Annotated in this window: 15 protein-coding genes; 5 read left to right on the top strand and 10 right to left on the bottom strand. The window is 69.3% G+C overall.

The window, feature by feature from the left end:
* Positions 1-39 precede the first annotated feature (39 nt).
* The 3 genes from DWQ67_RS13135 to DWQ67_RS13820 all read right to left on the bottom strand — a co-directional run bounded on the left by DWQ67_RS13135 (position 40) and on the right by DWQ67_RS13820 (position 4622).
* Positions 40-1854, bottom strand: coding sequence for an HSP90 family protein (locus tag DWQ67_RS13135; protein ID WP_121486057.1), 1815 nt, complete (start codon positions 1852-1854; stop codon positions 40-42).
* A gap of 170 nt (positions 1855-2024) precedes the next feature.
* Complete coding sequence (locus DWQ67_RS13130; protein ID WP_121486056.1) at positions 2025-4247, bottom strand: NADP-dependent isocitrate dehydrogenase; 2223 nt, start codon at positions 4245-4247, stop codon at positions 2025-2027.
* A 123-nt stretch (positions 4248-4370) separates the two neighbouring features.
* On the bottom strand, positions 4371-4622 hold the full coding sequence (locus DWQ67_RS13820) for a hypothetical protein (protein WP_158595460.1): 252 nt from the start codon (positions 4620-4622) through the stop codon (positions 4371-4373).
* Positions 4623-4763: 141 nt separating this feature from the next.
* On the opposite strand from DWQ67_RS13820, the gene DWQ67_RS13815 reads away from it, so the two are divergent.
* Positions 4764-5288, top strand: coding sequence for a GNAT family N-acetyltransferase (locus DWQ67_RS13815; protein WP_158595459.1), 525 nt, complete (start codon positions 4764-4766; stop codon positions 5286-5288).
* Positions 5289-5325: 37 nt separating this feature from the next.
* Here the strand turns inward: DWQ67_RS13815 and DWQ67_RS13120 are convergent, their stop codons facing one another.
* Positions 5326-6357 (bottom strand): ArgP/LysG family DNA-binding transcriptional regulator, encoded by a 1032-nt coding sequence (locus tag DWQ67_RS13120; protein WP_158595458.1) that lies wholly within the window; start codon positions 6355-6357, stop codon positions 5326-5328.
* Between the two features lie 97 nt (positions 6358-6454).
* Between DWQ67_RS13120 and DWQ67_RS13115 the strand changes: the two genes are divergently transcribed.
* Together DWQ67_RS13115 and DWQ67_RS13110 are read left to right on the top strand one after the other, a co-directional pair.
* Complete coding sequence (locus tag DWQ67_RS13115; RefSeq protein WP_121486053.1) at positions 6455-7081, top strand: LysE/ArgO family amino acid transporter; 627 nt, start codon at positions 6455-6457, stop codon at positions 7079-7081.
* Between the two features lie 186 nt (positions 7082-7267).
* Positions 7268-8215, top strand: coding sequence for an N-acetylglucosamine kinase (locus DWQ67_RS13110; RefSeq protein ID WP_121486052.1), 948 nt, complete (start codon positions 7268-7270; stop codon positions 8213-8215).
* Between the two features lie 314 nt (positions 8216-8529).
* Here the strand turns inward: DWQ67_RS13110 and purH are convergent, their stop codons facing one another.
* Together purH and DWQ67_RS13100 are read right to left on the bottom strand one after the other, a co-directional pair.
* Positions 8530-10200 carry a bifunctional phosphoribosylaminoimidazolecarboxamide formyltransferase/IMP cyclohydrolase gene (purH, locus tag DWQ67_RS13105; protein WP_121486051.1) on the bottom strand — a complete coding sequence of 557 codons (1671 nt, stop codon included), beginning with the start codon at positions 10198-10200 and terminating at the stop codon, positions 8530-8532.
* A 177-nt stretch (positions 10201-10377) separates the two neighbouring features.
* On the bottom strand, positions 10378-11106 hold the full coding sequence (locus DWQ67_RS13100; RefSeq protein ID WP_121486050.1) for a DUF4303 domain-containing protein: 729 nt from the start codon (positions 11104-11106) through the stop codon (positions 10378-10380).
* Positions 11107-11286: 180 nt separating this feature from the next.
* On the opposite strand from DWQ67_RS13100, the gene DWQ67_RS13095 reads away from it, so the two are divergent.
* Positions 11287-12639, top strand: a complete 1353-nt coding sequence (locus tag DWQ67_RS13095) for an MFS transporter (RefSeq protein ID WP_233556100.1) — start codon at positions 11287-11289, stop codon at positions 12637-12639.
* 30 nt (positions 12640-12669) lie between these two features.
* Here the strand turns inward: DWQ67_RS13095 and DWQ67_RS13090 are convergent, their stop codons facing one another.
* Positions 12670-13374 carry a CPBP family intramembrane glutamic endopeptidase gene (locus tag DWQ67_RS13090; protein ID WP_121486049.1) on the bottom strand — a complete coding sequence of 235 codons (705 nt, stop codon included), beginning with the start codon at positions 13372-13374 and terminating at the stop codon, positions 12670-12672.
* A 348-nt stretch (positions 13375-13722) separates the two neighbouring features.
* On the opposite strand from DWQ67_RS13090, the gene DWQ67_RS13085 reads away from it, so the two are divergent.
* A complete protein-coding gene (locus DWQ67_RS13085; protein ID WP_121486048.1) occupies positions 13723-14784 on the top strand; it encodes an NAD(P)H-binding protein in 1062 nt (353 codons plus the stop codon).
* Between the two features lie 36 nt (positions 14785-14820).
* Here the strand turns inward: DWQ67_RS13085 and DWQ67_RS13080 are convergent, their stop codons facing one another.
* The 3 genes from DWQ67_RS13080 to DWQ67_RS13070 are packed head-to-tail and all read right to left on the bottom strand — an operon-like array spanning position 14821 to position 19173.
* Positions 14821-16272 carry a type III PLP-dependent enzyme domain-containing protein gene (locus tag DWQ67_RS13080; protein WP_199712724.1) on the bottom strand — a complete coding sequence of 484 codons (1452 nt, stop codon included), beginning with the start codon at positions 16270-16272 and terminating at the stop codon, positions 14821-14823.
* 1 nt (position 16273) lies between these two features.
* Positions 16274-18157, bottom strand: coding sequence for an FAD/NAD(P)-binding protein (locus DWQ67_RS13075; RefSeq protein ID WP_121486047.1), 1884 nt, complete (start codon positions 18155-18157; stop codon positions 16274-16276).
* Entirely contained in the window at positions 18154-19173 is a 1020-nt protein-coding gene (locus DWQ67_RS13070; RefSeq protein ID WP_121486087.1) for a cysteine synthase family protein, read from the bottom strand. The genes DWQ67_RS13075 and DWQ67_RS13070 overlap by 4 nt, the downstream gene beginning before the upstream one ends.
* Positions 19174-19447: the final 274 nt, after the last annotated feature.

Raw genomic sequence — 19447 nt, 5'->3', positions numbered from 1 at the left:
GCGTCTTCTGGCGATCCTGTCACGATTGGCTGAGCGGAGTCAGGACTCCGAGCCCAGGCCCACCGACAGGTGCACAATGTCCGTCATGGCATCCGTCAGAACCTTCCGGTCCTGACGCGTGAGGGGGTGGTGGCCAGCCAGGAGCGACTGCACGTACACCACACGCAGCGCCGAGGGGAACACCGCCGGATCCTCCGTCCCCATCAGGGTGCGGACCAGCCGGTTCTCAAAGTTCAGGCACAGCCGCCCGCGCGGGCCGGCCGGCGTGGAGTCAAGCTTGCCCAGCAGCGCGCCAAACAGGCCGCCCGCGTCTTGGGCAACCTCGCGGCGTCTGGCAGCGCCCACCACCCGCTGATCCGTGACGTAGACGGCAGGAACGTCTGCGGGGCTGAAGCTGCGCACCATGACGGCGCAATCCAGCTCAGCCAGCACCGCCTCTGCGCGCTCCTCAAAGGCCGCGATCTGCGCCCGGTATTCCAGCGGCGGCTCCGCCAGGGCATCTAGCACCTCGCTCAGATCTGCCCGCTGCAGCGAGAGGCCAGGCAGCACCTGGGCAGCCCGGCGCAGCAGCGCCGCGTCATACACATAACCGCCGTTGACGACCGGCTCATCCGGGCTCGCCAGCGGCGCCAGCTGCCTAAACTCCTCCACCGTCTCCGTGTAACGCAGCCGCGGGTGGGCCGCCGCCAGGTCCCGCAGGGTGCTGGTCCCCACCGAGGTCTCAAAGCGCAGATGCGGCACCATCAGCTCCGCCAGCTCGTCATCATGCACGGCCACGGCGCGCAGGCCAAGGTGATGCACGGCGAGAAATTCCTGCAGCGAGGCGGGACGCGTGGCCGCCATGGAGAGCACCCAGCGGCGCAGGATCTGCCCCAGCGCCGCCCGCGTCTCCTCCAACGCCGAGTCCTCGATGAGCGCCTCGCGGGAGGCCGTGGGGTGCAGCCCGGAGGTGGTGACAATGCAGCGAACAAAGAAGCCCCACTCAGGGAGCAGGTCATCCAGGCTCTCCGATAACAGCATGCGGCCAAGGTATGCGCGGGTGGCCTGGCGCGCGCCGGGACTGGGCGCGTACGGCACCACAAACGCCACCCCAACGGTCCCGGTGGAGGGCACGTTCAGGGCAATGGCCTCCACGGGGCGGGCGCCGACCAGTTCCTCCCCCAACGCCAGCAGCTCCTCCGGCTCCGCATCCAGCGGTTTGGCGAAGATGGCCGGCTTGTTGATGCGGACCTGGCGGCCATCCGCGCGGTCCACATCGATGGGAACGGAGAGGTATTCGCCGTACTTGCGCGCCAGCGCCAGCACCGTGGGCTCGGAGGCCATCTGCGCGTCATCCGCCCTTGGCCGCAACTGAACGCGCGTGCCCACGGGGACCTGCAGCGCCTCAATCCCCTCCAGCGGGCGCACGCTGAAGGTGCCATCCGCGCGCCCCACCCACTCCACGGGCTCCGCGCCCTTGGCGGAGCGGGTCAGCACCGTGATCTCATCCGCGATCATGAAGCAAGAGAGCAAACCAATCCCAAACTGGCCCAGCCGGTCCCCGCGCGGCAGGTCAAGAATGTCCCGCTTGGAACTACGCCCCACGGTCGCCAACAGCTCCGCGACCTCGTCCACGTTCAGCCCCACGCCGTCATCCGTGACCACCAGGACCTCGCTGCGAGGCGAGAGCGGCGTGATGGTGATGAGGCCACCCTGGCCGTCGTGATCGCGGCGCGCCGCGATAGCATCGTGCGCGTTTTGCAGCAGCTCACGCAAATAGACGGAGGGGCCGGAGTAGATGCTGCGGCTCAAGAGTTCGACGACGCCGCGCAGGTGAACCTGGAACGGTCGAGAATCCGGATCGGGAGTGTTCACCCTCGAAACCCTACCGGGCACCTCCCCAGGCAACGCCCCCTTCGCGCAGCGAAAATCGCTGTCAGCGCACCCGGAGAACGCGACGGCGCGGCACCCCAGTGGGGTACCGCGCCGTCGGGCAGTGCGGGTGCAGCGGAAGGCGACAGCCTCCCACTACCTCGCCAAGCCGCCTACTTCTTGAAGCCGTCGATGATCGCGTTCAGCGTGGCCGAGGGACGCATCGCCGCGGCGACCTTGTCCTCATCCGGGTGGTAGTAGCCGCCCAGTTCCACGGCCACACCCTGAGCACCGTTGAGCTCGGAGAGGATGGTCTCCTCCTGCTGCGCCAGCTCCTTGGCCACAGGGGCAAAGGCCGCCGCCAGCGCGGTGTCCTCGGTCTGAGTTGCCAGCTCCTGCGCCCAGTAACGCACCAGCCAGTAGTGGCTGCCGCGGTTATCCAGCTGACCCACCTTGCGCAGCGGGGACCGGTTCTGATCAAGGAAGGTGCCCGTGGCCGCGTCCAGGGTCACGCCCAGGATCTTGGCCTGTGGGTTCTCATCCTGCTTGGCAAGCTTCTCGAAGGAGACGGCCAGGGCAAGGAACTCGCCCAGGGAATCCCAGCGAAGGTGGTTCTCGGAGACCAGCTGCTGCACGTGCTTGGGAGCGGAGCCACCGGCGCCGGTCTCAAACAGGCCGCCTCCGGCCAGCAGCGGCACCACGGAAAGCATCTTGGCGGAGGTGCCAAGCTCCAGGATCGGGAACAGGTCCGTGTTGTAGTCACGAAGCACGTTGCCGGTCACGGAGATGGTGTCCTCGCCCCGGCGAATGCGCTCAATGGAGTACTTGGTGGCATCCACCGGGGACATGATCTCGATGACCAGGCCCTCCGTGTCCAGATCCGCCAGGTAGGTCTTGACCTTCTTGATGAGCTCCGCATCATGCGCGCGGGCCTCATCCAGCCAGAACACGGCGGGGGTCTGGGAGTCGCGGGCACGCTCAACGGCCAGCTCAACCCAGTTGCGGATCGGCAGGTCCTTGGCCTGGCACGCGCGCCAGATATCGCCCGGGAAGACCTGGTGCTCCATGAGCACGGAGCCCTTGGAGTCCACAATCTGCACGTGGCCGTTGGCATCCAACTCAAAGGTCTTGTCGTGGGAGCCGTACTCCTCCGCCTTCTGCGCCATGAGGCCAACGTTGGGAACGTCTCCCATGGTGGAGGGGTCGTAGGCGCCGTTGGCGCGGCAATCCTCGATGACGGCCTGGTACACGCCGGCGTAAGAGGAATCCGGGATGACCGCCAGGGTGTCCTGGGACTCGCCCGCGGCGTTCCACATCTGACCCGAGGTGCGGATCATGGCAGGCATGGAGGCATCCACAATCACGTCGGAGGGGACGTGAAGGTTGGTGATGCCCTTGTCTGAGTCCACCATGGCCAGCGCCGGGCCGTCCTGGTAGCCCTTCTCGATGAGCTCCTTGACGCCCTCACGAACGTCCTCTGGCAGCTCATCCAGGCCGGCCAGGATGGCGGCGAGCCCGTTGTTGCCGTTCAGGCCGGCTGCGGCGAGCTGCTTGCCGTACACCTCAAAGAGTTCAGAGAAGTAGGCGCGGACCACGTGGCCAAAGATGATGGGGTCGGAGACCTTCATCATGGTGGCCTTCAGGTGCGCGGAGAAGAGGATGCCCTCTTCCTTGGCGCGGACCACCTGTGCGGCCAGGAACTCATCCAGCTCGGCGGCGTGCAGCACGGTGCCGTCAACGACCTCGCCCTCCAGCACGGCGATCTTGTCCTTGAGCACCTTGGTGGCGCCGTTCTCTGCCACAAATCGAATGGTGAGCGTGTCCGCGGCCGGCATGGTCACGGACTTCTCGTTGGAGCGGAAGTCATCCTGACCCATGGTGGCCACGTTGGTCTTGGACTCGGAGCTCCAGGCGCCCATGGAGTGCGGGTGCTTCTTGGCGTAGTTCTTGACAGACAGGGGCGCGCGGCGATCCGAGTTGCCCTCGCGCAGCACCGGGTTCACGGCGGAGCCCTTGATCTTGTCGTAGCGCGCACGCACATCCGTCTCAACGTCGCCGGAGGGATCATCCGGGTAGTCAGGAAGGTCGTAACCCTGGGCCTTCAGCTCGGCGATGACCGCCTTGAGCTGAGGCACCGACGCCGAGATGTTCGGCAGCTTGACGATATTCGCCTCTGGGGTCTTGGCCAGCTCGCCCAGCTCGGTCAGCGAGTCGGCGACCTGCTGCTCCGGGCTCAGGTAGTCGGCAAAGGTGGCGATGATGCGCCCGGCCAGCGAGATGTCGCGCGTCTGAATCTCCACGCCCGCCTGTGAGGCGAAGGCCTCTACCATCGGCAGGAAAGAGTGGGTCGCGAGCATCGGCGCTTCGTCGGTGTGGGTGTAGATGATTTGTGCCATGGAAAGGCGTCTCCCTCAACGGTTCGACAGCGTCAGGATTGGACAGAGCCCAATCGGCCCGATTCTACGTCAGACCTGAGGCCAATGCGGACGCGGGTGAGGGAGACCACCGCCGCCCATGGCTCAGAAACTCATCCCTGCCGCGGAGCCTGGCTGGTTGACCATGTGCCGCCCGCTGAGGCCCGGGGCGCCTTGGGAACCGTGCTGAGCCGCGTCCGCTCCGGTGCCCGTTTCTGCCGATTGCTGGGCGTTGAGCGCCGCGATGCGAGAGGCGGAGAGCTGCCTGCGGCGGGCCGTGAGAGCGAGGATGGCCCAGATCGCCACGGCAATCACGGCGACCGAGAAGGTCAGTGTTCCTACAAGCAGAGGGGACATGGAGTTCTCCTTCCATCGGCGCGGCCTGGACGGCCAGCGCCACGTCTTCCAGTGTGCCCCACGCCACATTTTGTGTCATCCTCCGAGCGGATGATGAGTAACCCCGGTCCGGAGCGCCTTGCCACCGGATACCCTGTCCGGATGCAGCCGTTCCGCCTCCGCACCACCACCGAGCAGGACTGGCAGCGGGTCCGGGACCTGCGCCTCGAAATGCTGCAGGACTCCCCGTTGGCCTTCGCCCAGACCCTGGAGGACGCGCGCGGGCTCTCAGAGGACGAGTGGCGCACTCGCGGCGAGCGTGGCGAGGGCCCCACGACCACCGTGGTGGTTGCGGAGACCGATGAGGGCCGCTGGCTTGGCACCATGGGCGGCTACCTTCCAGAGGATGGCACCGGCCCCTGGCTGGTGGGCGTGTACGTGACGCCCTCCGCGCGCGGGCGCCGCTGGGACGTGGCACCGCGGCTCCTGCGTGCCGTGGAGCGCTGGGCGCGCAAGCACGGGGACGTCCTCAGCCTGGAGGTTCACGAGAAAAACCTGGGCGCGCGGCGCTTTTATGAGCGCCACGGTTTTGTGCTCGACGACGCGGGGCCGGACCGCGGGCGGGTGCGCCACCGCATCGCTGAGGGTGAGTGGGAACTGCGCCTGATCAAGCGGCTTCGGGGCTGACTACCGCGCCGCGGCCGTTACTCCGGGCAGATCGCGCTCAGCTGTCGACGGGGCGCAACCGCTGCGCGGCGTAGGCGACCACGTGCGCGCTGAAGCGTTCCAAGGTGGCGGAGGGCAGCTCCAGTCGCTGCCAAAAGAGCGGGACGTCCAGGAATCTGCCCGGGACCACGGGGATCAGGTGCCCGGAGCGCAGGCCAGGAGCGGCCTGCTCCTCCGGGATCAGCCCCCAGCCCAGGCCGGCCTCCACGGCCCGGACGTAGGCGATGGACCCGGGAATGCGGTGGCGCGGCGGCTCGCTGGAATACCCCAGGAGTTGGCGCATGAAGCCGGCCTGTAGGTCATCGCCCGCCTCGTAATCCACGCGTGGTGCGGTGGCGAGGCCGGCAGTGTGCGGGCTGGCAGTGTGCGGGCCGCCGGCGCGACTCCCGCCAGCGCGCGGGCCGCCTGGGCCGTGGGCGGAGCCCAGGCCGTAGGCAACGGCGAACTCGGGGGTGCACAACGGCAGGTAACGCACCACGCCAAGGGCGGTGCTGGTGCAGCCGTGCACGGGTTGTGCCGCGGTGCTCACGGCGCCCACCACCCGGCCGGAGAGCAGGAGGGCGGCGGTGTGATCCTGGTCGGCTCGCTCCAGATGCACGGCGGTCCTGCGTGCGTCCGGGGCGCTCGCGATGGCATCCAGGAACCAGGTGTCCAGGCTGTCGGAGTTCACCGCGAGGGGAAGGGTGATGCGGCCGGCGCCCGGCCCAGTCCCGTCCGGGCCGCTCCCTCCCACTCCGTCCCCGCCAGCCCCGTCTCCGCCAGCTCCGTCCAGCCCCACCGCGGCCTGCGCCTCCGCGGAGAGCAGGACCAGGCGCCGGGCCACGGGAAGCAGGCGCTCACCGGGATCCGTCGGAACGGGAGGCACCGTTCGTTGCAGAAGCGTTCGCCCGACCGCCAGCTCCAGCGCGCGGATGCGCTGTGAGACGGCGGGCGCGCTGATGTGGAGGCGGCGGGCGGCGGCCTCGAATCCGCCCTCGTCCACCACGGCAACAAGGGTTTCCAGCTGATGCAGGGGAAGCGGTGCGCTCATGGTGGCCACCCTAACCCGGTATGAAGCGTTGCTTAAGAGGCTTGACCAATCTGAAGCATTGCGCATGGTCTTTGGCGTTCGGCCCTAGCTTCGATTCATGCCCTTCTCCATCCTCGCCACGGGCTTTGTGGCCGGCCTTGCCCTGATCGTCGCCATCGGAGCCCAAAACGCCTACGTGCTCCGCATTGGCCTCAGCGCGAAAACCGGCACCGTCACCGCCGTCGTGCTGGTGTGTGCCGTCTCCGATACCGCGCTGATCGCGGCCGGCATCGCCGGAATCGGGGCGCTCACCGAGCTGGCGCCGCCCGTCCTGGTGGTGCTGCGCCTGGCCGCGATCGTGTTCCTGCTGGTGTACGGCGCCCTGTCGCTACGCCGGGCACTGCGCTCCCCCGAGACGCTGGAGGCAGCCAACGCCAGCCCGCCGCGACTATGGCCCGCCGTGCTCACCGTGCTGGCCTTCACCTGGCTCAACCCCCACGTGTACCTGGACACCGTGCTGTTCCTTGGCTCCATCGGCAACCAGTTTGGGGATCAGCGCTGGTGGTTCTGGCTGGGCGCCGCCGCGGGCAGTTGGGCGTGGTTCCTGGCCCTAGGCTTTGGTGCCCGAGCCCTGCGCCCGCTCTTCGCCAAACCCTGGACCTGGCGGGTCCTAGATGCGCTGATCGCGCTCATCATGCTGGTGCTGGCCACAGTGCTCATCGTGGAGCTGGTGCACGGCGCGTAGCCCCGATGCCGGGGCGGGACAGGCGGGCCGCCCTCGCCCGCGCGGGTGTCGGCAGGTGAGAGACTTGGGGCGCTAGCCGCGGGGCAAGACCCTCGGCACAGCCCGCCCTACCGAGCACCCCCCGTCGTTTGCACCATCCGTCGTTTGCATCATCCGTGATTCGTCCCGCAGCCAAGAGGTTTTCCTGTGCACCAGAGTGTCCTCGCCGTGGACGCCGGCCAGACCGGCGTCCGTCTTCGTCTCCACACGCCGTCGGGCTCCCCCGGCTCTGAAAACCGAGAGGCTCACCCTGAGATCGAGTTCCCCGGCGTGCGCACCGCGGAGCCGCTGGCGCCGCAGCTGGCCGGAATGGCCGCGTCGGTGCTGCTGCGCGCCGGGCAGGACCCCGCCGCGGTCACGCTGGCCATCGGCACCTCAGGCGTGGCGGACGTCCCTGGCCTCGCGGCAGCCCTGCGCCAGGAGCTGGGCCAGGCAGGCACGGGGCCAGAGCGCATCATCGTGGCGCACGACTCCGTGACCTCTTACCTTGGGGCCCTCGGCGACGAAAGTGGCGTGGTGGTCGCGGCGGGCACGGGCGCCATCATCTTTGGCGTCGGCGCGGAGCGCACCGCCCGCGTGGACGGCTGGGGCTACCTGATGGGCGACGACGGCTCCGGCTACTCCGTGGGCGCCCAGGGCTGGCGCGCCGTGATGCGCCACCACGACGGACGCGGGCCCGCCACGGCACTCACCGACGATTTCCGCACGGACTTCCCCGACCTGGAGGCCGCCTATGTGCAGATCCAGGCGGACCCCGATCGCGTGCGCCGCATGGCCTCATACTCCCGCCGCGTGACCGCCCTGGCCGGCACGGACCAGGTGGCGCACGGGATTGCGCAGTGGGCAGGGCAGGAACTCGCCACCTCGGTGGCCACCGCCGCGGCCCGGGTCGGGTTGAACCACGACGTCCGCGTGGCCCGCCTGGGCAAGGTCCTCACGGACCCCACGGTGGACGCGGCCTTCCGCGAGGCGCTCGGCGTGCACCTTCCGGGCGCGGTGCTGGTGGAACCGGAGGGCTCGGGGCTCGACGGCGCGGCGCTGCTTGCGTCCTTGGCGCCGGGTTCCGCGGTGGACGCCGCGGTGGCCCATTCCTGATCTAGCCCGCCGAACGCTGCTCGCCTGACCCGGCATCCACGGATCCCCCGGGTTTTCGTGGATCCCCCGTCTGCTCGACAGGGGATCTGCGCAAACCCAGGGGATCTGCGCAAACTCAGGGGGCCTGCGCAAACCCAGGGGATCTGCGCAAACTCAGGGGATTCGCCCCGCCGCCGGCCGCGACCCAGACCCACGACGCAAAAATCCACCGGGTTTTCGCCCCAGCCCCGAGGATCGGACTGACTGACGGCGAAAACCCGGTGGAAAGTGCGGACGGCGATCCGCGGACCGCTCAACTCAACGGACCAACCACCTCAGTGGAAGAAGTGGCGCTCCCCCGTGAAGTACATGCTCACGCCGGCGGCGTTCGCGGCGTCGATCGTTTCCTGGTCTCGCATGGAACCGCCGGGCTGAACAATGGCCTTCACGCCGGCGTCGATCAGCGTCTGCGGCCCGTCGGCAAACGGGAAGAACGCATCGGAGGCGGCCACCGAACCGATGGAACGTTCCTCAGACACCGCGTCCGCCGCGGCCTCCGCCCCGCCAGCTCCCTCCACGTCTGACTCCACCTTCACGCCCAGCGTGTTGGCGCGCTCCACCGCTAGGCGGCAGGAATCCACGCGGTTGACCTGGCCCATGCCAATGCCCACCGCGGCGCCGTCCTTGGCCAGCAGGATCGCGTTGGACTTGGCCGCACGCACCGCGCGCCAGGCGAAGGCCAGGTCCGCGAGCGTGGCCTCGTCGGCGGCCTGCCCGGAGGCAAGCGTCCAGTTGGCCGGGTCATCCCCAGCGGCGTCGATGGCGTCCGACTGCTGCAACAGCGCGCCGCCGGAGATCTGCTTCACGTCCACGCTGTCCCGGGCAAAGCCCTGGGGAAGCTGGATCAGGCGGATGTTCTTCTTGGCGGAGAGGATCTCCACGGCCTGGGGCTCAAAGCCCGGTGCCACCACCACCTCGGTGAAGATGCCCTTCACGGTCTGCGCCATGGCGGCCGTGACGGGGCGGTTGGCCGCGATCACGCCACCAAAGGCGGAGACCGGGTCGGTGGCGTGCGCCTTCTGGTGCGCGTCCGCGATGGGATCCGCCGCGCCGGGACTGGCCACGGCCACGCCGCACGGATTGGCGTGCTTGATGATCGCCACGGCCGGCTCGGCAAAGTCGAAGGCTGCACGCACGGCGGCGTCCGCATCCTGATAGTTGTTGTAGCTCATGGCCTTGCCGTGCAGCTGCTCCGCCTGGGCGATGCCGGGGGCGGCACCCACCTCCACGTAGAGCGCGGCGGCCTGGTGCGGGTTCTCGCCGTAGCGCAGGATCTCGCTGCGCTCCAACGCCAGGCCGGCGTAGGGCGGGAAGGACGGGGTCTCCGGCGCCTCCGGATCGCCAAATTGCGACGCGGTCCAGGTCGCCACGGCCGTGTCATAGGCGGCGGTCTGCGCAAAGGCGAGGGACGCCAAGCGGCGACGCGTGGCCAGGTCAAAGCCGCCGGACTGCGCGGCCGCGACCACGTCGTTGTACTTGGCCGGATCCACCACAATCGCCACCGAGGGGTGGTTCTTGGCCGCGGCGCGCACCATGGAGGGCCCGCCGATGTCGATCTGCTCCACGACCTCATCCTGGCTGGCGCCGGACTGCACGGTCTCCACGAACGGGTACAGGTTCACCACGACCAGATCAAAGGGCTCAATCTCCAGCTCCTCCAGCTGGCGCACATGATCTTCCTTGCGCCGATCCGCCAGGATGCCCGCGTGCACGCGCGGGTGCAGCGTCTTGACGCGCCCCTCCAGGCATTCAGGGAAGCCGGTCAGGTCCGCCACCTCGGTGACGGGAACGCCGGCTGCCGCGATGCGAGACGCGGTGGAACCGGTGGACACGATCGCCACCCCCGCCTGGTGCAGACCCTGCGCGAGCTCCTCGAGCCCGGTCTTGTCGTAAACGGAAATGAGTGCACGCTTCAGCGGCACGCGATCGGGCGCGGTCTGGCTCACGGTTCAAGCTCCTGGGCGGCTTGGTGCGGGTGGGGGCAGGCCCAGTCTACGGCGGTCAGGCGCCGCGGGCCCAAGCAGTGACGGAGCCCAAGGGCTGACGGGGCCCAGCCCCGGGGGCAACCAAGGCAAGGCAAGGCACCTGCCCGACGACGCGGCGTCGGGCAGGTGCCTTGGCGTTTAGTTCGCGACCAATTCCGGGAAGTGACGCTCCAACTGCTCAGCGGTCAGGCTGGCGCGCAGCAGGCGCTCCGCGTGGTCATCGTCCGCAACAAAGCACACCAATTCCTTGCCGCCGCTGGCCTCCAAATCCTGGCGCACCGCCTGGACCACGCGGACCATGAGGCCGTAGTAGCGCAGCGCCGTGGTTTCCCAGCCGTTGCCCTGCACCTCTGCCGCGAAGGCGCGCTCCCAGACACCCGCCGCGGCGGACTCCACCAAATCGACGGCGTTCCAATGCCACTCCCCCGGGTCCCAGCGCCGGGAGTAGAAACCGGCCGTGGAGTCATCCGTGTCGACGTCAGCGTCCAGGTCCAGCTCGTCGTCGCCCGTCTCCTCCACCGCGCCCGGCGCGGACGCCTCTGCGTCATCCGCAGCGGCGTCCTCCTCCGGGTCCGGCGGATCCGAGCCATCCAGCGGTGGCTCCGACCACTCCTCCGCCTCCGGGTCCGTCTCAAAATCGTCATCTTCTGAATCCACAGGAGGCTCATCGCTCAGGTCCCTGGCGAGGGCCTCCTCAGAATTCAGCGCAAGAACGGGGAGCACCAGCTCGCCGTCCTCCTCCGTGGGAACCCCATGCAGGGCAAGCCCATAGAAGGAATGGCCCTCATGCTCGGCCATGATCGCCGCGGCCTTTTGTGTGGCCACGCGCTGCAAGCCCTGCTCCAGGGCTGTCCAATCGAGTCCCATGACCCGACACTACGCGGCCCAGCCATGCGGTTGAAGGGGCGCGGACGAATCTGTGGGTAGCGGCGGTGCAGGCCGGCACCCGTCTGCAATGATGGTGCGGCGCAGTCCGGCACCCGCCAGGGATCCGCCGCCGCGATCATCACTCATCCGCTTCGCTTTCATTGCCCTCAGGGAGACACCGTGTCGCAGTCGGCTCCAGCGCGTCCCACCTCGGATGCCGTGGTTCAAGGGCTCCCCTTCAGGTGGGGCGTCCAGGGCAAGATCTTCCTCATCGGCGGGCTGGGCTTCATGTTCGATGCCTGGGACGTGACGCTGAACGGCGCGCTGATCCCCGCCGTGATGCAGGAGTGGGGCCTTGACCGGCCCACGGCAGCCCTGCTGAGCACCGCCAACCTGATCGGCATGGCGGTTGGCGCCGTGATCTGGGGGACGGTGGCAGACCGCGTGGGACGGCGCAGCGCCTTCACCTGGACGCTGCTGATCTTTGCCGTCTTCACGGCCGCCGGCGCGCTGGCACCCAATTTTGCACTCTTTGCCCTATTCCGCTTCCTGGCCGGCGTGGGGCTGGGCGGCTGCATCCCCGTGGACTACGCGCTGGTGGGAGAGTTCACTCCGCGCAAGGAACGTGGCCGCGTCCTCACCGCCATGGATGGCTGGTGGCCCATCGGCGCCGCCCTGGCCTTCTTTGTGAGCGCCTGGCTGCTCGCCGCCACCGGCACCTGGCGTTGGTCGCTGGCGATCATGATCCTGCCCGCGCTGCTGGTGTTCTGGGTGCGACGCTCCGTCCCGGAGTCCCCGCTCTTCCTGGCCGCCCGCGGCCGCGAGGCCGAGGCCCGCTCGGTGGTGGATGACCTGGTCAGGCGCACCGGCGCACCCGCTGTGCCCTACGACGTCGAGCGCCCTGCGCCCCGCGCTGCCAGCAAGACCCCCGCGTGGTTGGAGCAGCTGACGCGGCTCTGGCGCGAGGCGCCGCGCGTCACCGCGATCACGTGGGGCCTGTTCCTGAGCGTGCTGCTGGTCTACTACCTGGCGCTGAACTGGATGCCGACCATCCTCAAGGAGGCCGGCCTTGGCAGCACCGCCGCCCTGGTTTCCGGCGCCGGCATGGCGGCCGCCGGGCTGATTGGCGTGGTGATTGCCGCGTGGCTCGTGGAGATTGTGGGGCGCAAGGTGCTCCTGGCCGTCTCCGCTCCCCTGTCCGCGCTGCTGCTGGTGATCGTGGCCGCCACCCTCGATGACCCACGCGTTGCCGTGGTGTGGTTGCTCGTGTTCGGCGCGCTCATCCAGGTCGCCATCCCCGTCCTCTACGCCTACGCGTCCGAGCTCTACCCCACCGAACTGCGCGCCTCTGGCTTTGGCTGGGCCTCCACCATGTCCCGGCTCGGCGCCGGCGTGGGCCCGCTGCTCTTTGCGCTGGCCTGGCCCGTCTACGGCCTGGCGACGTGCTTCATGGTGGCGCTGATCCTGGTGGTCATCGCGATCGCCGCCATGCTGTGGAAGGCCCCGGAGACGCGCGGCGTCGAGCTGGAGTAGTGGCGGTTCGTCGCGCGGCGTGGTGGCCCACTAGCGAAGGAGCAGGGGCACCAATCCCACCACGCCCAAGCTGAAGCCAGTGTGGACCACGCAGGCAGTCCACAGCCGGCCCGTGCGGTTGAACACCAACTGGCACATCACTCCGAGGATCGGTGCCGCGAGGACCAGGACCGCGTTGCCGGTGAAGACCGTGCTGGCCGTATACACCGCGATGGCCCACCACTGACCATGCCGTCCCAGGTAGGCAGGCAGCGCACCGCGGAAGAAGATTTCTTCCCCCCAGCCGGTGAGCATCGCAACAAGTACGGTCAGCCAGAGCTGGGTGGCTGAGGCGGCCGTGCTCGCCGCGAGCAGGAAGTCACGGGTCAACGGAACCATGGACAGGACCCAGGTCCCGGCCAGAAACAGCACGGCGACGGCAACCGCGGCGGCACTCGAGAAGCCCAGGCTCCTGGTCCATGACATGGGGCGCCCGGGTGGCCCAGACACGGTTCGGCTCCGCCCTGCCCACAGCCCAGCGCCGGCCAAGTCACGGTCCGTCCCACCTGCTCCGAGGCGCCGGCGTAGCCGCCTGCTCCACAGGCCTCCCACGGTCCAGACCAGGGCCACAGCCAGCGAAACCGGGACAAAGAGCGCCGGAGTGGCAGAGACCGCAAAGGCAGTGGCCAGCAGGGCACTTCCCAGCACGAGCGTGATCAAGGGGAGCCAGATGGCTTGCCGCACCGGGAGCGTCATGCCTCGATCCTCTCAGACGACGTCCCGCTCGACGACGCAACCGCGCGCCACCGCGCGCGCCATGTCGGGCGCGATCGCGGGCGCCATGTCGGGCGCCATGTCGGGCGCCATCCCGGGCGCCATCCCGGGCTGCGCTCGGCCCGCTGATACCGGCCCTCTCCTGCCAGCCCGCTGGTGTCTGCCGTGCCGGTCTGCGACGATGAGCGGACTCGGCCTGGCCCCCCGGCCCGGCCCCATCCCCCGCTCCCTCCGCCTCACCCATCCCCCGCCTCACCCATCCCCCTCCTCTCCCCACTCCCGCCTCACCCCACCCCCCGCCTCACCCCACCCCCCGACAGCAGGCACACCATGACACGGCCTCAGCAGGCACAGCCCACCATTCTGGTCACTGGCGCCAGCGGATACGTCGGCTCCCGACTGATCCCGCGCCTCCTCGCGGCCGGCCACGACGTGGCGGCGGCCATGCGTTCCCCCGACAAGGCCTCCGCCTTTCCCTGGGCCGAACAGGTGGACGTGCGCACCATGGACGCCCAGGATGCAGGGCAGGTGGCGCGCGCCCTTGCCGGCGTGAAGACCGCCTACTACCTCTTACATTCCATGGACGGCGCCGGGTTTAGGAGCAAGGACCGGGAGTTGGCCGCGCGCTTTGCCGAGCAGGCAACCCGGGCAGGCGTGGAGCGAATCGTCTATCTCGGTGGCCTGGTTCCGGACGGCGGGGAGCTCTCGGAGCACCTGAGTTCCCGGCTGGAGGTGGAGACGGAGCTACGTCACTTTGACGGCGCCGTGGTGGCCGTGCGCGCCGGAATTGTGTTGGGAGGCGGGTCCACCTCCTTCGAGTTGATTCGGCGCCTGGTGGAACGGCTCCCGCTCATTCCCCTCCCGGCTTTCATGGACGCCACCATCGCTCCGATCTCCATTGAGGAGCTGCTCTCGGTGCTCGTGGCCGCCCACGACGCCGCCCCCGCACCGGCGGTGGTGGATGCGGCCGGACCGGACGCCGTGAGTTACCGGCAACTCGTCAAGACCTTTGCGCGGGTGGCTGGGCTCAAGCGCGTCTTCATCAACATCCCCAGGGTTCCTTACGTGGTCCTGATCTACCCCGCTGCCTGGATCACGCGGATCCCCCTGCCCACCGTCAAGGCACTCATCCCCTCGCTCGGGGAAAACCTCACCCCGGAGCCCCGGCGGCACTACAGCCAAGTGATCAGCTCGACCGCCGATCTTCGACCGGTCAGCCTGGAGCAGGCACTCCTTCGCTCACTCAAGGTCAATGCTCCCGGCGAGGAACACGCCCTGACTGAGAGCGACCCGGAGTGGGCTGGCGGCGACGTCCAGCTGCGACACGCGCGCCGCGTGCGTACCGGACGAGGATTGTTGGCTCGCTTCAGGGGAACCGGGCGCACCTCCTGAGGCGACCCAGCGGCGTCGAGCAGGAGAAGTGGCGCTTCAGCGCGCCAGCTCCTGGGGCCGCGAACCCTCACTATCGATGTCATCCAATGCCCATCCGCCGCCGGATTTCACCAGATTCAGCGCCAGCGGCAGCTGATGCGACGCGCTCTCGATGATGTGCATGAGGTACCCGGCCGTATTCACAAAAGCGGCGATGTCAGAGCGCGCCACCCCGCCTGGGAACGCCAGCCGCCGCCGCAGGATCGCCTCATCCTCGATGCAGTACGCACCCACCAGGAAGCCGTCCAGAGCCTCGGTGCGCTCCGCGGCGGGATCCTCCACCCAGCGCGGGTCAAGGAGCACATCCACCGAGGTGGAGCGCATCTGGGTACGGTTCATGTGCAGCCCCACCAGGCCAGTGCCCTCGCGGTCACGCTTGGTGAACGCCACGTGAGCCAGCGTCAGCCCGCAGCCATCCAGGACGGCGCGGCCGGGCTCGCATCTGAGGTGGAGTCGACGCCGCGTGAGCATGGAGGCGATGCTCTCGCCTTCCGCGGTGCGTGCGTCAAGAACGGCGCCAAGCCAGGGCCCCCTGATCTGTTCCTGCCAGAACGGGTAGAGGGCGGCGGACGGGCGTGCGGCCTCCGGGTCCTGCAGCCCCAGCCGGTCCCCCTTCCACGTCAGGACTCCGGCGGAGTCCGCGGCCAGCGCGCGCCAGAACTCCCGCCATTGTTCCTCGCTGCGCAGATAGTTCATGGGCACGCCGCCGCCCATATCCACGAAGCTCACGGGGTGGCCCTGCCCTCGCAACTCATCCGCGAAGTGACCGGCCTCGGCGAGCGCGAGGGCCCGCTCCCGCGCCGAGTATCCGTTGAGGTGGAAGTGAATGCCGTCCACGCTCAGCAGCCCCCGCTCCTGCGGCGAGAGCCGTGCCAGCACCGAGATCCACCGCGAACAGCTCAGCCCAAACCTGGATGGCGCAATGTCCGGATGTGAGGCTGCCATCCGCACGGCCAGCCGCGCCGGGAGCTGATCCGTGGGCAGCGATTCCGCCACGGCCAGCACATCATCCAGCTCGTCCGCGTTGTCCACGCTCACGACGGAGCCGGAGCCCAGGGCCACCTGCAGGAGGGCGCGGGACTTCACTGCGGCGGTGACGATCAGGTCCTCACCCGGGACTCCGCGCTCCAGGCACTGCTCCAACTCGCGCAGCGAGGCCACATCCACTCCGTGCCCCGCCGCATGGGCCGCGTCCACGAGGCCCAGTGCCTTGTTGGCCTTGCGTGCAACAAAGACGCGCAGCTCCACCCCGCGATCCGTGGCCGCGTTCACCAGTTCATCGATATTGCGGGCCACAGCCGAAAAGTCCATCACGTTGAGCGGTGATCCATATTTAGACAGCAAGGTTTGGCATTGCTGGTGATCGGCCAGGAGCTCCTCCATCCACGGCTCCGTGAGGGCTGTGAGTGCCGGGGTGCCATGGCAGGCGGGCGCAGAAGTGGTTGCCACGCTAGGAATCCTTGCTCTTGGTGGGGCGGAGAAGCGGTGGGCTAAGAAGCGGCGAGAAGAGCCTCCCACGGAAGCGTTGAGACCATCCTGCCGCCCACAGGCTGAACTCCGGACGCAGGCGCCGCTGGAGCGAATCGTGGCCAACGGTGGGATCTTCGGTGGGGCGGCCAAGCGCGTACAGCCCGGGTGTGGGCGCGCCGTTTGGCCCCGCGCACTGCCCCTCCCGGGACGTCAGGACACCGCGCTCGCCGGGTCGCACCGTCGCCAAGCCGTCCGCAAGGAGGCCGGCCCACAGAGCCGACCACGCGGCGTCGGGCATCGCGGGGTCGGGCATCGCGGCGGCGGGCGCTGCGGGGTCCTGCCCAGTTTCCGCTGCCGGCGGCCCCCACAGCGCCGGGCTTCGCAGCACGCCGGGGCCCGGCGTGATCGCGTCCACCGTGTGGGTGTTTGACTCCCCGCCCGACGGCGGCGGCGCTCCGTGATGGACCGTGAGCAGCCCCGATTCGCTCAGGGCTACCAGGCGTTCAATGGTGCGCGCCGGGGGCCCGAAGGCCCACTTCTCCAGCAGGGCGGCGCGGGCGCGGAACCGGCTCCAGCTCTCCCGGTCGCGCTGGGCGCGATCAAGGCTACGCACGACGTCGCTGTACCCGGCCGCCCACGCGCGGCCCCACCACCAGCGCGGGTCGGCATCCACCACGCCCTGGGCACGGGCCAGGTCCGCGCGCCAGCGCTCCAGGCACGCGGGGGTGATGTCTGCCGGGGCGTGGTGGTGGGCCGGATCGTGGCGGTGGGCAGGGGCGTGGTGGTGGGCCGGATCGGTTTGCTGGCCGCTCGCGACGTGGTGCGTTTCCGCCCAGACCGCGTCCAGTGCGGCGGGTGCCAGCTCGATGCCCGCGGTGCATGCCGCGGCGATCGCTGCGTCCCGGATCTGCTGCCACCAGGCATCGTCCGGGACGGAGCCCGGTTCCAGGGACCGGGTCAGCGCCTGCACGGCCGCGGCCAGGCCAGGGGTTCGCCCGGAGGGCTTGGGCAGCATCATCAGGCCCGAGCGGCTCCACATCTGGAGGTGAGCGGGCTCCGCGCCGGACGGGATGTAGTTCAGGCGGCCATCAGGCGCCGCAGCGAACCCGCCGCCGCGGCCCAGAGTCAGATCGGCGATCACGTCGAAGGCGGTCAGGGCGGCGCCCCGGATGGCGCAGAGCGATCCCGCCGCCGGGACGCCGGGGGCTGGGTTGGGGTGCGGCTGCAGGCCCGAGTGCCGACCGGAGAGGGCCAGATGATCCGGAACCGTGCGGGGCGCGTGCCCAGTGCACAGCAGCACCTCGCGGGCGTGCACCTCCTCCCGCGGCTGGGCGTGGCCGGCGTCGAGAGCGTCGGCAGGCTCCCGCGCCGGCAGCAGGCGAAGGCTGTACCCGACAGCGTGGGGGCTCACCGCATCCACCCAGGCGCGACGGACGGAAAGTTCCCACCGCGGCGAGGCCTGCAGACGGGCGAAGGCCCACGCCAGGTATCGGCCCACGCTGGCCCGCGGCGGGAACGAATCCTGGCTTGAACCTGCCCACTGGTCATAACTCAACGGCACCTGGGGGCAGCTGAGGTCCACGATGGAACTGCTGGCGTTGAGGATCAAATGCTCGGGCTGCTGCGTGTCCCAGACCGCGCCTGCCCCTGGTTCTGCCAGCTCCATCACCACGATGCGTGGAAGGCGCGGAGGTGTGCCCGCGAGGGTGGCTCGGCCGGCTGATTCCTCGCCGCGGACTTCCTGGTCGCCTCCTTCCTGGGCGCCCGCTTCCTGGCGGGCCGCCAGGAGGATGTCCAGCTCCGCCAGGGCGCGCAGGGCCGACGGGCCGCCGCCAACGATCGCCAGATCCGCCGTCTGCGTCATACGGTCGCAAAGGGATTGGACAGAGAGGCCCGTGCCAGCCCGCGCCCGGCGTCGGGCAGCTCGGAACGCACCCACGCGTCGTCGAACACCGTCGGCAGATAGGGGGCGCCGCCGTCGTGCATCAACATGGCGACCACCTCACCAGCCGCCAGGCGCTGGAGGTCCGCGCCGACCGCCGCCACGATGGCGCCGGTGGAGGCACCGGCCAGCAGGCCCTCGCGCTGGGCCAGGACGCGGCAGCCAAGCACCATGTCCGCCTCGCTGACGCGAACCACCCGATCCGGCGTGGCCTGCTCCGAGAGCTCCGTGACGACTCCCGCGCCGAGCCCAGGCAGCTTCCGCTCGCCGGCCTTGCCACCAAAAAGAACGGACCCCTCGGCATCCACGCCAACGAGCTCGGTATCCCAACCGTGCTCGGCAATGGCACGCTGACAGCCGAGCAAGGTTCCCGTGGTGCTCATGGCGACGTACAGCCTGCTCGGGGCACGCCCCAGGCTGTGCACCAGCTCTGGCATGGTGCCGAAGTGGTGCGCACGCGGATTGTCCGGGTTGCCGTACTGGTGCGTGGTCACGGCGCCGGGGGTCGCCGCCAGGAGCTCCTGGACGCGCTCGCGTCTGGCCCGCAGGCGGTTGCCGTCCGCCGGGGTCGGCACCACCTCAACCGTGGCACCAAAGGCCAGCATGGTCTTGCAGGCCGCCTGATTGGCGCGTTCGTCCACGACGGCAACAAAGGTGAGGCCACGCACCGCGCACTGCCGGGCCAGCGCAATGCCCAGGTTCCCTGAGGTGGACTCCACCACGGTCCCTCCCGTCGCGAGCTCCTGGCGTTCCAACATGCCGGTCAGCAGGGCGTGTGCGGTGCGCTCCTTGGTGCTTCCCGCCAGCTGCAACGAATCCAGCTTCATCACGAGGGTCGCCTCTGTGGCGGGGAAGAGCCGGGGCAGCCGCGTGGTGGGCGTGGGGATCGGGGCCAGGTGCAGCTCTGGTGCGGTGGCGACGTCCGGGGCGGGGGTCATCGCGGAAGGCGCGGTGGCGCAGGAGGGAGGCTGGAGTAGATCGTCGAGAGGGGGATTCTGCCTGCGGTCCACGTGGTCTCCTTGGCTCAGGGTTGCGGAGTGCCAACGAGTGGATCCGCATCGTCGATCTTGAGGGGGCAACGACCTGGTGCTGAGGGTGTCTTGGCTGCACCAGGAGAGGGGTACGTCATCCATTCTGCGAGTCCCCGGCCGGCGTCCGGCTGGTGCCGCCCGGGAAGGTCCCAGCATCGTCCATCATATATATTTCGGCGGT

Source organism: Galactobacter caseinivorans (assembly GCF_003640665.1).
Taxonomy (GTDB): Bacteria; Actinomycetota; Actinomycetes; order Actinomycetales; family Micrococcaceae; genus Galactobacter; species Galactobacter caseinivorans.
The sequence above is the reverse complement of the archived record's forward strand: the minus strand, read 5'-3'. Positions and strand labels throughout refer to the sequence as shown.